Source organism: Thiocapsa roseopersicina (genome assembly GCF_900106925.1).
Lineage (GTDB): Bacteria > Pseudomonadota > Gammaproteobacteria > Chromatiales > Chromatiaceae > Thiocapsa > Thiocapsa roseopersicina.
The window spans coordinates 85093-99437 of the sequence record NZ_FNNZ01000014.1 but is presented as its reverse complement, the minus strand read 5'-3'; the positions used below and the strand labels follow the sequence as shown (position 1 = coordinate 99437).

The following is a 14345-nucleotide window of genomic DNA, read 5'->3' as shown; positions in this document are numbered from 1 at the left end:
GATATTAAAAATTTTACTATTTTAAACCGCGTCCCTGCTAAGGGCTGTCGATGCACCAAACGTCGAATTGACTCGAAAGTCAGCATTTCGCTCTGGACGCGGTTTAACCTTGGATCAAGCACGCGGAAGATCGCCCAGAATCGCCTCGTCGGCCCGCTCGCGCCGCGCCCTCGCGCGTCGGTACAGCCAATACACCAAAGCCAGACCGGCAAGCGCCAGGACATAGTTCAGGGTCTCCCAGAAGATGCGTCCCTCGCGGCCCACCGGCTCGAGCAGTCGGTTGAACTGACCGCGTCCGCGCAGGGTGAGCAGACCCCGATCCTCCAGCGACCAGTCGACGGCGTTCTGGATCAGCTCCAGCGGTTTGAGATAGCGGCTCTGGGTCGCTTCGGTCGCCAAACTGATCGCGGTGTCGGAAAGGAAGGTCGACGAGCCGATCAGGATCAGTCGAGCCGAAGCGGGCGAGGTCTCCACGACGCCCGAGATGACCGGGGCCTTGTCCTCGACGGGTTCGCCCGTCTCCGGGTCGATCGCCTGCGGGTCGGTGTCGTCGGGCCCGCCGTCCTCGGATGCGTCGTCTTCGGACGCATCGTCCAGGAGCGGCGAGGGACGCCCCGCGAAGGCCGAGTCGAAGCGCCCCTCGACCGCGACGGCCAGGGCACGGCTGCCGCGATCCTCGCCGCGCGGGAAACCGAGGCTGCCGTACGCCTCGAAATCGGGCTGCATGTTCTCCGAGTCGCTGGTCCAGGATCCGGAGGAGCTGCGGATCAGCTCGATCACACGCCGATCGGCGTTCTTTTCGGCATCGATCTGAATCGGCGAGGACCAGTTCATCGTGATCTGGCCGAGGGCCGAGGTGATTCCGGAGTCCTGCGCGAGTCCGTCGCTGCGGACATCCGGGAAATAGGGATAGTCGAGCGTCTGGATCTCCTCGACCATAAAGCCACCCAGATCACGCTGCACCGGGATCGGGAAGGGCGTGTTCTTGGGGTCGAGCACCAGGCTGGGCTCAAGTGTCAGCCCCTGATGGGCGAGCCAGTCTTCCAGCCCGGTCGGGGCGGCCCGCGCCGCGATGGAGCCCCCGGCCAGATCCAGATCGAAGCTGGATGCGGCCAGGATGGCGGTCCCGCCTTGCATCAGGAACTGGTCTATGGCGAACTGCTGGCGCTCGTCCAGGGCCGCGGGTCCGACCACCAGGAGCAGATCGGCATCCTCGCCGACCTGACCGGATGTGAGATCGGTCTCACGCAGATTGAATCCGGTGCGCAGGGTTTCCTGCAAGAGGCCGTAGCCGGGTCCAGCGGCCGGCTCGCCGAACATCCCGGGCGTCGACGGCGGCGTGTAGAGCGCGATGGTCCGCAAGACGCCCGGCGCGAACCGCTTGATGCCGGCCTCGATGGCGCGTGTCAGACCCGCCCGATCGAGCGACTCGGGGAGCGGAACCGGAACGGCCTGATCGCCGGATTCGAGCACCATGTAGAAATAGAAGGGCGTGGGATCGAGCAGACTGACCACCAGCGGCTCGAAGCCGAACTGCTCGGCAATGGTTTTGGCCAGTGCGCCGTCGCCGGCCGCGGGATCTTGGATCTCGACGCTGAAACGTTCGCCGCCTTTTGCGGCAAGCTCCGACAAGACCGACTCCAGGTCGGCCCGCAGCGCAGGCAAGGGCTCGGGCAGCCGATCGGCCGGCGAGATGAAGCCGCGGAACCGCACCGGTTCGGTCAGATTGGCGAAGAGATCACCGGCGCCTTGATAACCGTAGAGGGCCTTGCGGATCACGCGGGTGAGGTCGTACTCCGGGTTGCGCAGGCGCACGTCCAGATCGGTCTCGCCCTGGACCTTCACGTCGATCAGATCCTGAAAGCCGAGCGTCTCGAACTGATCGCCGTACTTGATCAGGATGTCGAAATAGGAATTGACCACGGAGGCCTGATACTTGGTCGCGGTCTGGAAGGCGACGGGACGGATCCCGTATTGCTCTCCGGCCTCGCGCTCGAGCTCGGGCGAGCGCTCGGGGTCGACGAACTCGACCTGGACCCGGCCGCCGCCGGCGATCTGATATTCGCGCAGCAGATCGCGGATCTGGGGGACCAAAGGGGCCAACAAGGGGTGTGTGTCCGCGCTGAAATAGCCGCGGATCAGGAGCGGCTCCTGTAGCTGGCCGAGATAGGTCCGCGTGGCCTCCGAGATCGAGTAGACCCGACCCTCGGTGAGATCCACGCGGGCGTTGCCGATCGCGCCGAGCCAGAGGTTCGCGGCCAGCAGGTTCGCGACCGCAAGTCCGGTCACCAGGGTCCAGCGTCGATGATGCCGCCGGTTGGCGTCCGATTCGGCCCAGCGCAAGCGCTCCAGGCTGTAGAGGGTGAGGGCGAGGAAGGCGCCGACGATGCTCAGGTAGTAGACGAGATCGCGCAGATCGATCACGCCGCGCGTAATGGACTCGAAGCGCGAGCCGCTGCCGATGAGTCGGAGCAGCTCGCCGCCGTCGTGCCCGACCAGATTGGTCAGCGCCGGGGTGCCGATCAGGTAGAGGAGCGCGCCGACCAGGGTGGTCCCGATCAGGGCGACGATGGGGTTGTCGGTGCGCGACGAGACGAAGAGTCCGATCGCCAGGTAGGCCGAGGCCAGCAGCAGGGTGGCCAGATAGGCACCGATCACCGGACCCCAGTCCATCGGACCCAGGAGCGATACGGTGATTGGGATCGGCAGCGTCAGGGCCAAGGCGATCGCGACCAGGGCGAGACCCGCGAGAAACTTGCCGAGGACCAGATTCAGTGTCGGCACCGGCAGGGTCATGAGTGTTTCGAGCGTCCCGGCGCGTCGCTCTTCGCTCCAGAGCCGCATGGTCAAGGCGGCGCAGAGAAAGATCAGCAGCACGGGCATCCAGTCGAACAGGGGACGGGCATCGGCGATATTGCGCGCGAAGAAGGCGTCGACCCAGAAGAAGACGAAGAGCGAGACCGCCAGGAAGGCGCCGATGAAGAGATAGGCGACAGGCGAGCCGAAGAAGGCGCCGAGCTCGCGGCGTGCGACGCGCAGGATGTCAGACATGAGCCACCTCCATCTGCTCCAGGGTCACGGCTCCGAAGAGGTCTTCGAGGTCGCGCCGCTCGGGCGCGAGTCCGTAGAGGTTCCAGGGTTGTCCGCCGAGCGCCTTGGCGACCAGCGGTGCGAGCGCCTGCGGATCCGCCGCGCTCAGGGCGTAGTGCCGCAGCCCCGCATCGCCGTCCCACGCCTCGATGTCGGTGACCCCCTCGATCCGGGCGAGCACCGGCTGCGCCTCATCGGGCGCGCAGTCGAGCGTGACGAGCAGGCGTTTGGGACGTCCGATGGCGTCCAGTGCACTGTCCAAAGCCAATTGGCCGCCCCGCATGATGAGCACCCGGCTGCACACCGCCTCGACCTCTTGGAGGACATGGGTGGAGATGATCAGGGTCGCGTCCTTCGCCAGCTCGCGGACCAGGCTGCGCATGTGCTGGATCTGCGACGGGTCCAGGCCGTTGGTCGGCTCGTCCAGGATGAGGATGGCGGGCTCGTGCAGGATCGCCTGGGCCACGCCCACGCGTTGGCGATAGCCGCGCGAGAGGGTGCCTATGATCGCGGTCGCCTTGGGACCGAGATCCGTGCGCTCGATCGCCCGCCGGATGGCCGCGGGACGGCGGTTGCCGGCCATCCCGTGCAATGCCGCCTGATAGTCCAGGTAGTCGATCACACGCATCTCGGGATAGAGCGGGCAGTTCTCGGGCAGATAGCCGATGCGCCGCTGCGCCTCGCGCCGCTGCTCGGCGATGTCCAGTCCGTCGATCCGGATCGAGCCGCTGCTCGGCTCCAGATAACCGGTCATCATCTTCATGATGGTGGTCTTGCCGGCCCCGTTGTGGCCGAGCAGCCCGACGATCTCGCCGCGGCCGATGTCGAACGACACCGCTTGCACCGCTTTGAGCTCGCCGTAGCTGCGACTCAGCTCGCGAACCTCGATCATGCTGTCTCCCTGCTGAACCGTGTCCGGTGCCGCTTTTCGCCGGCGATACCCGGGTTCGGCGCTCGGCGATTCCGGGCGCGTCGGAGCAGACGCGGTTCAGGACTTTGAATGGTTGAGAATGTAAACCGCGTCGAGGATCGAGCGATTCTGGACCGCCGGTCCCGTGAGGGGAAAACCTCGGCTTATCGGATCTTGGCGCGGTTGAGCGTCTGTCGGGTCTCGGACGCTGCTCGGGCGCGAATTTCACCCGAGGCGGGCGCGGGATGCAAGACCTGTCGAGACCGTTCGTTGTCGTTGTCGGATCGATCGTCGATTACGACAACGACAACGAACTCGAAGGGTCTCGATACAGTTCCTGTCCTGTGTGAGCAAGGCGTCAATCGCCGTCACGCTCCAGGGTGATGACCAGGTCGTCTTCCAGGTCCGGATCCATGGCGACTTGGACGACGATCGGTGCGCAGCAGACCTGGCAGTCTTCGATATAGGTCTGGGGAACGGCGCTGACGTCGATCGTCAGCTCGATCGGAGCGTCGCACCAGGGACAACGCGCATCGCGGGTCTCAAGTGGATTCATCGGGAGTCGTAATCCGCCGCCACAACCGCCCGTCGTTCTTGAGCAGATTCCCCGCGGCGGCCGGGCCCCAGGTGCCGGCGGCATAATTGGGGAAGTCGCGGGCGGGCAGGGCGGACCAGACGTCCTGGACCGATTCGACGATCTCCCAGCCCTTCTCGACCGTGTCGGCGTGTTTGAAGAGCGTGGCGTCGCCGTTCATGCAGTCGTAGATGAGTGTCTCGTAACCTGTTGCGGGGGCGTTGCCGAAGTAGTCGGCGTAGCAGAAATCCATGTTGACCGTGCCCACACGCATCCGCGGCCCGGGGATCTTGGCGCCGAAGCTCATCTGGATGCCTTCGTTCGGCTGGATGCGCAGCACCAGCATGTCCGGATTCATCTGCGCGGTGTCGGCGTCCTTGAACATGATCTTGGGTGCGCGTTTGAACTGGATGACGACCTCCGTGTATTGCGCGGTCAGGCGTTTGCCGGTGCGCAGGTAAAAGGGCACCCCGGCCCAGCGCCAGTTGTCCATCGTCAGCTTGAGTGCGGCGAAGGTCTCGGTGCGCGAATTGGGGTCAACCCCGGGGGATGAACGGTAGGCGGGCACCTTCTCGCCGTTCGGCATCACGCCCTCGCCGTATTGCCCCCGCACCGCGTTGGTGAGGACCTGCTCGGGGGTCAAGGGATGGACAGCGTCCAGAACCTTGTTGATCTCGTCGCGGACCGCTTGAGAGTCGAAGGAGTTGGGCGGCTCCATCCCGAGAAAGCCGAGTAGAACCAGGAGGTGGTTCGGGATCATGTCGCGCAAGGCGCCGGCCGAGTCGTAGTAGGGGCCGCGATGCTCCACGCCGACGGACTCGGCCACCGTGATCTGGATATGATCGATGTGTTGACGATTCCAGAGCGGTTCGATGAAACCGTTGGAAAATCGAAAGACCATGATGTTCTGGACCGTCTCCTTGCCCAGGTAATGATCGATACGGTAGATCTGGTCCTCGTCCAGGGTCTCGTGGAGCATCCGGTTGAGCGCCTTGGCGCTGTCCAGATCGATGCCGAAGGGTTTTTCGATGATGACGCGACGCCAATCGTTCTCGCTCTCGGCGGTTAGACCGACGGCACCGAGGAGTCGTGTGATGTCGCCGAAGAGCAAAGGCGGAACAGCGAGATAGAAGAGATAGTTCCCGTCTGTTCCACGATCTGCATCGATCCCGGACAGGCGCTCGCAGAGCTCGACATAGGTGGCTTGGTCGGTGATGTTGCCCTGCATATAGTGAAGACGCTCGCACAAGCGCGCCCACGTCTCTGCATCCCATGCGCTTCCGACGTTTCGTTTGACCTCCTCGGCCATCATCGACTGAAAGGTCGCGTCGTCCATCTCCATCCGGTCTAGCCCCACGACGGCGAAGGTGTCGGGGAGCAGATTCCCGTGGCACAGATGAAAGAGTGCCGGGATCAGCTTGCGTTTGGTCAGATCGCCCGCGGCACCGAAGATGATCATGGCGTTCGGCGGGGCGGGCGGTGTCGTTTCGGCGCTCAGACGTTGAGTGGGCAAGCTATTTCTCCTGGATATTCGTCAAGCTAAACCGCATCGACGGCGACGGTTGTTGACCGATGCGATGCCGCGCCCGGGCGCGGACAAGGCGTGCAGCACCGAATGCGGTTTAGCTTTTTTCGGGCTTCTCGTGATGACCGCCGAACTGGTAGCGCATCGCCGAGAGGATCTGGTTGGCGAAATCCGCCTCGCCGCGCGAGCTGAAGCGCTCGAAGAGTGCGGTGGTGAGCAAGGGCGCGGGGGTTCCGGTCTCGATCGCCGCAAGGCAGGTCCAGCGGCCCTCGCCCGAGTCCGAGACCCGGCCACCGAAACCTTCGAGCTGCGGATCCGCGCGCAGTGCCGTCGCCGTCAGATCCAGGAGCCAGGAGGCGACCACGCTGCCGCGACGCCAGACCTCGGCGACCTCGCCGACGTCGATGCGATACTGATAATGCTCGGGATTGGCCAGCGGAGCGGTCTCGGCATCCACCGCGTGCTCATTCAGTCCGACCCCCGCGTGCTTGAGGATGTTGAAGCCCTCCGCGTAGGCGGCCATCAGCGCATACTCGATGCCGTTGTGGACCATCTTCACGAAATGGCCCGCACCGTTGGGGCCGCAGTGCAGATAGCCTTGCTCGGAGCGACTGAAGTCGCCGTTCCGACCGGCCGTGCGCTCGATCTCGCCCGGGCCGGGCGAGAGGGCGGCGAAGACGGGATCGAGCCGCTCCACCGCCTCGTCCTCCCCGCCGATCATCAGGCAGTAGCCCCGCTCCAGACCCCAGACGCCTCCGCTGGTCCCGCAGTCGACGAAGTGGATCCCCTTCGGTGCAAGGCGCTTCGCGTGGGCGATGTCGTCGCGGTAGTTCGAGTTGCCCCCGTCGATGATGGTGTCGCCGGCGGCGAGATGGGGGCTCAAGTCGTCGATGACGCGGTCCACGACGGCCGCCGGGACCATGATCCAGACGTTGCGCGGTGCTTCGAGCTTGGCGCAGAGATCGGCCATGTCCCGGGCGCCGACGGCGCCTTCGGCGACCAGCGCAGCGACTGCGGCGGGGTCGCGATCATAGACGACGCACCGATGGCCGGCGCGCATGAGTCGGAGCACCATGTTGGCGCCCATTCGGCCGAGGCCGATCATTGCGAGTTGCATGAGGCGATTCCCCTGTTGGCGGCTGTAGGGTCGGAGATTAAACCGCGCTCGGCGCGGTATGCGATGTTTTTGGATGGGATCGGGCCCGGCAGACTTGACGGCCGTTGGAGTCGGCGCGGTTTAAGAGGCGCGCCCTTCGAGCACCGTCAGGCTGCGCTGTGCGACCCGGACACGCGATCCGGGCGACAGGCTTGGATCGGGATGCTCCATGATCGAAGGTTCACGGTCGGTGTCGATCGCGACAGACCAGGACCATCCCGGGATCTGCGGAACCGCGAACTCCAACGCAGCCTTGCCCATGTTGAGCATGATGTGCAGTGGCGGTTCCTCGGCGGTGACCCCGGCAAGGGTGAAGGCCAAGGATTGCGCCGCCGGGTCGTCCCACTCCGGGGAGCTCAGTCCGACCCCGTGCCACGCGATATCCGGCAATGGCTGGCCGTTGGCGGGCTCGCCGGTCAAGAAGCGGCGGCGATGCAGCGTCGGGTGGTGTTGACGAAAGGCGATCATACCCCGGACGAAGTCATGCATACCGCAGTTGTCGTCGAGCAGGGTCCAGTCGAACCAGGAGATGGCGTTGTTCTGGCAATAGCTGTTGTTGTTGCCCTGTTTGCTCTGCAGCACCTCGTCGCCGCTCCGCAACATGGGCACGCCCTGGCTCAGCATCAAAATGGCGATGAAGTTGCGGGCCTGGCGTCGACGCAACGCGAGGATCGCCGAATCGTCGGTCGGGCCTTCGACACCGCAGTTCCAGCTCAGATTGTCGTTGTGGCCGTCGCGGTTGTCCTCGCCGTTGGCCTCGTTGTGCTTGAGGTTGTAGCTCACCAGGTCCCATAGGGTGAAGCCGTCGTGGCAGGTGATGAAGTTGACGGAATTGCTCGGTAGCCGCCCACGGCTCTGATACATGTCGCTCGAGCCGGTCATCCGAGTTGCGACCTCGGCGACCAAGCCGGAATCGCCTTTGACGAAGCTGCGCATCAGATCGCGATACCGTCCGTTCCACTCGGCCCACCGAAAGCCGGGAAAGTCGCCGACCTGATAGAGCCCGGCCGCGTCCCAAGCCTCGGCGATGATATGTGAACGACCGAGCGCCGGTGAAAGCTCGGTCGCCCAGAGGATCGGCGCGTGATATTGGGGATGGCCGTCCTCCCCGCGCGCCAAGGCGCTGGCGAGATCGAAGCGGAAGCCGTCCACATGCATCTGCCGCACCCAGTAGAGCAGGGCATCGATAAGAAAGCGCGTGACGATCGGGTGGTTGCAGTTCACCGTGTTGCCGCAGCCGGTGTAGTCGCGGTAGATGCGCCGATCCAAGAAATCAAGGTGATAGAAGACCTCGTTGCCGATGCCTTTGAAACTGATCGTCGGTCCGTCGGCGCCGCCCTCGGCCGTGTGGTTGAAGACGACATCCAGGATCACGCCGATGCCGGCGCGGTGCAGGGCCTTGACCAGATCGCGAAACTCGTCGCGGGCGCGCGCCGGATCGAGCGCGAAGCCGGGATGCGGCGCGAAGAAGCTGTGGGTGCTGTAGCCCCAATAGTTCTCCATGCCCATGGCGGCGGTCTTCGGCGGGACGTCCTGGGGATCGAAGGCCATGATCGGCATCAGCTCGACATGGGTGATACCCAGATCCTGCAGATAGGGGATCTTTTCGATCAGGGCGCCGAAGGTGCCGGGGTGTGCGACCCCGGACGAGGGATGGCGCGTAAAGCCGCCGGCGTGCATCTCGTAGATGACCGCGGCGTTCAGCGGGATGTGCAGGGGCGTGTCGCCCTCCCAGTCGTAGCGGTCGCGCACAACCTGCGCGCGGATCGCGGTGGCGACGTTGTCGCCCGGACGAGCGGCGATCTCGCGATTCCACAGCCGATCGTCGATCGTGACTGCCCAGGGGTCGAGGAGTGCCTTCTCGCCGTCGATCCTACACCCGATCACGCGAGTGTCGCAGGTCCCGCGGATGCGCCAGTTGTAGAAGATTCCCTCGCCCAAACCCTCGACGAAGATGTGCCAGAAGAAGAAGGTTCGATTGACCTGGCGATCCAGCGTGATGATCTCGTAGGGCTCGGGGCTGGCTGCGGTTTCGAACAGCAACAGCTCGATCTGCTCGGCATGGCGCGAGAAGATGCAGAAGTTCACCCCCTCATCCGTCGCCCTGGCACCGGCGTTGTCCCAGTTGCCGGGTTGGACCGAATATTTCGCCTTCGCCTTCGCCTTCGCCATCGTCGTTCTCCTGACGTGAGGCCATCCGTACGTCGCCCGAAGGGACGCCGATCGTATCTAAACCGCGGCCTGAGCGAGATGCTCAAAATTCGAGTGAGCTCGACGTTTGGTGCATCCATGACGCTTAGCGGGGACGCGGTTTAAAACGATATATTTTTTAATATTTTAAACCGCGCCGACTCCAACGTTCGTCAAGTCTGCCGGGGCCGATCCCATCCAAAGCCATCGCATACCGCGCTTGGCGCGTTTTAGCGCCGATCGCTGCCGGGGATCATCTGCTGAATCACGCCCATCGGGTTGACCGCCGGGATCTGATCGCCGCCGCCGACGATGCCCGAGAGGCGCTCCATACCGATGCGCATCCGACCCATATCCTCGGCGATGGCGGGTAGGGTGGCGACCTGTTGGCTCATGGTGGAGACGTCTCGGGCGAGCGAGGTCATGTCCTGACGCATCCGGCCCATGTCGGCCGACATGGATGCCATCTCGCCCGCCATCAGGGCGACGTTTGCGGACATGTCGTGCATCAACTTCACCATGTACAGGAATGCGACACCGGCAACGAGTGCTGCAGCGAGGACCGCGAGGCGCGGCGTAGCGGGGCTCGAATCGCGTGTCATGGCATGCTCCGGTGACTCACCGACGAGCCTCGATGATGCCATGCTCGGGGACCTGTTTGCACGGATTGCACGAGATTGCCCGGGACGACGAGAGCGCCGCTCGCCCGCGCCGAGGGTGTATGCTCGGGCGTCGCAGTTGTAAACGTGAATTGACGGCCGGACTGTGGGATATTTCGAGCAATGGTCGGCAGTCGTTAGGCTCGACCCGAGTCGACATCACGTATAAGAATAACGGACGGGTCGCGTCCGAGCCCTCCGTCATGCTCGGTGCGTCGGCTCCAGGCGCCAGCAACAGGCCGCCGAAACAAGCATCGAAGGGTGCTCCGACAGCACCGAAGGACCAGCACCGAGGAGTCTTGACGCATCCCTATGGATTTCAGACATCATCCGGCCGATTCGACCGAGGTCCACGCAGCGTCCGATGAGGCGCGCGACTGGACGGTCGCCGATCTGATCGACTTCGAATACTACTTGGATGCCGACGAGCGCGAGCTGCGCGAACATCCGTCGGCGCGCAAGGGCATGGCCGAGCGCGACCGCTCGCTCTATCTCGACACGATTGCGCCCGAGATCGGCGATCAGCCGCCGCATACGCCGGCGCATCGGCGCTTCAGCCTGCGCCGATGGCTCGCGGCTCGCCGTAATGCGGAGCGCCCGGAGATGCTCGGGGTTCTGCCGGGAGCGGCGTTCGCGAGCGCGGAGCGTTTAGTCACCCTGCTGCTCGTGGTCATCGGATTCATCGCCGGGATCGGCGTGGCCTCCGCGCTGCTCAGCTACGACGGAACCCGCCCGGTCAGTGTCTCCTGGTATCTATTTCTGTTGGTCATCGTGCAGTTTCTACTTGTGGCTTCGCTCGCGACGGCTTGGGCGCTGCGCAAGGCGCGCGGGCGCGGCGACGGCGCGGCGCCCGGCCTCTTGATGCACGTCGTGCGTCCGCTCGTGACCAAGGCCGCGAGCTGGCTTCAGCGCCAACGGATCGGTCATGCCGCAGCCGAGATTCAGGATCAGGCGCGTGCTCGGCAGGGGCTTTTCAAGTCGCAATACGTGGTCTATGGCCCGGTCTCCTATCTGCCGCTCATCATCCCGGCCCAGATCTTCGGGGTCGCCTTCAATGTCGGCGTCATCCTGACGACCCTGATGCTGGAATGGTTTACCGACCTCGCCTTCGGTTGGGGCTCGACCCTGAACGTCCATCCGCAGACGATCTTCGACATGACCCGATTGATCGCGCTGCCCTGGAGCTGGCTGCTCGGCGAGGGCATCGGCTACCCGAGCCTGGAGCAGGTAGCCGGCTCGCGTATCTTCCTCGAGCACTGGGCGAGCATCACGCCGACCGTGAAGCCGGATCCGGCGCATCTGCGCTCATGGGGCTCGTTCCTGGTCCTGGCCGTCACGACCTACGGGCTCCTTCCCCGGTTGCTGCTGTGGGGCGGGTCCGTTGTGGCCCGGCGCCTGATTCTGGCGCGCTTGCCCTTTACGCACAGTCGCACCCAGGCGCTCTATGCCCGCATGCTCTCCCCACGCCTCGAGACGACACCGAGCGGGGGACGCCCGGGCGGCGAGAGGGGCACCGAGATGCCGATCCCGGCCGCATCCACCTCGCGCAAGCCGCGTCCCGAGGGGGCGGATGGTCCGGCCGAGTCGGCACCGACGACCTCTGCACGTCCTTGGCGTAACGCCCTGGTTCGGCGTGTCGAGCCGGGCGACGAGGCGCCGCCCCCGGCCCCGCCGCCCCCGCTCGCACCGGCGCCGGTGATCCCGCCAGTCGTGGCGCCCCCTGTCGATGCACCGAAAACGGCTCCTGCTCCGGAGCCCGTGCAAAGACCGATGCTGCCGCGCGAGGCCGAGGCGCCTTCGACGGTTCCCGAGCAAGAAATTCCGGGTGTCGCCGAGCGTGCGGTCGACACACCCGAGTCAAGCAAAACCGACCGCACGGCGGCACCCTCGGTTCGTCAATTCGAATCTAAGCGTGAGCCGGAACCCGAGCCGCCAGCCGTGCCGGAGCCCGCGCCTGCTGCACCGGCCATCTCCGAGCCCGAGCCCGAGCCCGAGCCAAAGCCCGAAGAGGCCGCGCAAAGGCCTTCCGAGACACAATCGCGCCCCACTGAGCGGCCTGCGACGCCTGCGGCCCCCGCGATGCCGCCGGGCGAGCCGAAGAAGGCGAAGGCAAAGCCCGCGGCTTCGACGGGCTCGGATTTGAAGGTGCCGGAGAAGCCGCTCGTGCAAGCCCCGGCCCAGCCGCGGATCACGGAGACTCCGACGCCACCCCCCGAGCCGGCTCCAACTCGGGCTCCGAAACCGGCGGCCGCGACTCCGACACCGCCGAAGTCGATCCCCGCACAAGGCACCCGCTTTGCCCCCGACGCCTGCTTGCTTCTGCTGCACGTCGACATCGACGACATCCTCGAGGACGAGGACCGCCCGCGGCTCGAGGAGATGCTCATGCATCTGAGCGGATGGCGGGTTGCGGCGACGGCGACCGTCGGCGCCGGCAGCGCGATGACCGAGGAGGCGCTCGGCATCCTCGAGCGCGGCGACTGGCAGGCGCCGCCGCCTCGTGTGGTCCTGATCGAGGACGGCTCGCAGCCCCCGATCACGGAGAGCCTGCGCTTCCTGCGCGAGCTGCGCGCCGCGGCCGGGACGCGCGCCCAGATCATGCTCGCACTGGTGGGCGATCCGACCGACGATGACCGTCTGCCGCCGATGCGCCCGTTCGACTACACGGATTGGCAGCGCAAGATCGATCAGATGGCCGACCCCTACCTGCGCTTGGAAATGCTTGCGCCGCCTCACGAGGATGGAGACGACTGATGTCCGGGAAGATTCCAAGACTGGCGATCATGGGGCACCCGAATGCCGGTAAGTCCTCCGTGGTCGCGACCCTGACCGAAAACGACCTGATTCAGATCGATAAACGCGCGGGCACCACGACTGAATCGAACGTCTACCCGGTCATCATCGACGGGCGGCCGGTGATCGAATTCATCGATACCCCGGGTTTCCAGAATCCCAACGCGATCCTGGAATGGTTTCAGGCCCAGAGCGGCAAGCGCGAGCTGGCACGGGCGTTCGTGGCTGCGCATCGGGCGGACCCCCTCTTCACGCACGACTGCGAGCTCCTCGAGCCGGTTGCCGAGGGTGCGGCCATCATCCTGGTGGTCGACGGCTCCAAGCGCATCAAGGAGAAGGATCGGGTCGAGATCGAGCTGTTGCGTCTGACCGCCCGCCCGCGCATGGCGATCCTGAACAATCTCACCAACAACACGCGCTACATGACCCAGTGGCGCGATGCGCTCTGCAAGGCGTTCAATTCGGTACGCGACTTCAACGCCCACCGCGCCACCTACGGCGAGCGCGTGCGCTTGCTGCAGGCGCTCAAGAGCATCGATCAGCGTTGGGAGCCGCTCGTCGAAGAGGCGATCCATGCCTTCGAGCATGACTGGAATCGACGCACCGATCAGGCCGTCACCACCATCCTGGATCTGCTCAAGGAGGCGCTCACCTACAAGGCATCGAAGACCGTGAAGGAGAGCAAGCTGGTCTTCGAAAGCGGTCGCGAGCGCGTCAAAGAGGAGGTGATGAGGGCGTTCGAAGACGGCCTGCGCCAGCTCGAGACGAAGGCGCAGGAGCAGATTCGCGCGAATTTTCGCCATCACGTCTGGCACATGCCCCCGGATTCGATCCTCGGCAAGGATCTGCTCTCGGAGGAGGTCAATCAGGCGCTCGGTCTGTCCAAACGCCAGCTCGCACTGGTCGGCATGGCGGCGGGCGCGGCCTCGGGTGCGACCATCGACCTCTCCACCGCCGGGCACACCTTCGGAGCGGGCGCGTTGATCGGTGCGGCGACGGGCGGCGTCCTGGGGTTCATGGGGAGCAAGGCACTGGCCAAGCTGAACATCGAGCGCGCCTCGGGGACGCAACGTTTCACGGTCGGACCGGTGCACAATCCGCGCTTCCCCTTCGTCCTGCTGGATCGCATCGTACTCTACAGTGCGCGAGCCATGAACTGGTCGCACGGTCGCCAAGCCGCCGAGGAGGACGCGCCCGACAAGGTCCCCGAGAAGGAGATCCGCCGGGCCGGTTTTACGGAGGAGTTGCCCGCCGCGCAGCAGCGCGATCTGGCGCGTTTCTTCAACGCAGCCAGGAAGGGCAAGTCCGAGCGCGAAGAGGAGTGTCGCGCCATCATCCGAGATATCCTGCATGGACTGGCGGTGAGCGAGATCGACAGTCGTGCGGATCTGTAATCGCTTCGACACGTCTCGGAAGTCCGTGAAGCACCAAATCCAATCGTTGTCGTT

Annotated in this window: 9 protein-coding genes; 2 read left to right on the top strand and 7 right to left on the bottom strand. The window is 65.0% G+C overall.

Going from position 1 to position 14345, the window contains the following annotated elements; all coding sequences use genetic code 11:
• Positions 1-114: 114 nt before the first annotated feature.
• The 7 genes from BLV04_RS15235 to BLV04_RS15205 form a co-directional block, all read right to left on the bottom strand.
• Positions 115-3051, bottom strand: a complete 2937-nt coding sequence (locus BLV04_RS15235) for a Gldg family protein (protein WP_093033880.1) — start codon at positions 3049-3051, stop codon at positions 115-117.
• Complete coding sequence (locus BLV04_RS15230) at positions 3044-3982, bottom strand: ABC transporter ATP-binding protein (protein WP_093033877.1); 939 nt, start codon at positions 3980-3982, stop codon at positions 3044-3046. Before BLV04_RS15230 ends, BLV04_RS15235 begins: the two co-directional genes overlap by 8 nt.
• A 376-nt stretch (positions 3983-4358) precedes the next feature.
• Positions 4359-4556: a CPXCG motif-containing cysteine-rich protein gene (locus BLV04_RS15225; protein WP_093033875.1), complete on the bottom strand. Its 198-nt coding sequence runs from the start codon at positions 4554-4556 to the stop codon at positions 4359-4361.
• Entirely contained in the window at positions 4543-6033 is a 1491-nt protein-coding gene (gene zwf, locus BLV04_RS15220) for a glucose-6-phosphate dehydrogenase (protein ID WP_093033872.1), read from the bottom strand. Before zwf ends, BLV04_RS15225 begins: the two co-directional genes overlap by 14 nt.
• A 163-nt stretch (positions 6034-6196) precedes the next feature.
• Positions 6197-7216, bottom strand: coding sequence for a phosphogluconate dehydrogenase (NAD(+)-dependent, decarboxylating) (gene gnd / locus BLV04_RS15215; RefSeq protein ID WP_093033870.1), 1020 nt, complete (start codon positions 7214-7216; stop codon positions 6197-6199).
• 120 nt (positions 7217-7336) lie between these two features.
• Entirely contained in the window at positions 7337-9427 is a 2091-nt protein-coding gene (glgX, locus tag BLV04_RS15210) for a glycogen debranching protein GlgX (RefSeq protein ID WP_093033867.1), read from the bottom strand.
• Positions 9428-9675: 248 nt separating this feature from the next.
• A complete protein-coding gene (locus BLV04_RS15205; protein WP_093033864.1) occupies positions 9676-10047 on the bottom strand; it encodes a hypothetical protein in 372 nt (123 codons plus the stop codon).
• A gap of 369 nt (positions 10048-10416) precedes the next feature.
• Here BLV04_RS15205 and BLV04_RS15200 point away from each other — a divergent pair, with 369 nt between their 5' ends.
• Both BLV04_RS15200 and BLV04_RS15195 read left to right on the top strand, forming a co-directional pair.
• Positions 10417-12858, top strand: a complete 2442-nt coding sequence (locus BLV04_RS15200; protein ID WP_093033861.1) for a DUF2868 domain-containing protein — start codon at positions 10417-10419, stop codon at positions 12856-12858.
• Positions 12858-14291 carry a GTPase/DUF3482 domain-containing protein gene (locus tag BLV04_RS15195; RefSeq protein WP_093033858.1) on the top strand — a complete coding sequence of 478 codons (1434 nt, stop codon included), beginning with the start codon at positions 12858-12860 and terminating at the stop codon, positions 14289-14291. Before BLV04_RS15200 ends, BLV04_RS15195 begins: the two co-directional genes overlap by 1 nt.
• The last annotated feature ends 54 nt before the right edge of the window (positions 14292-14345 follow it).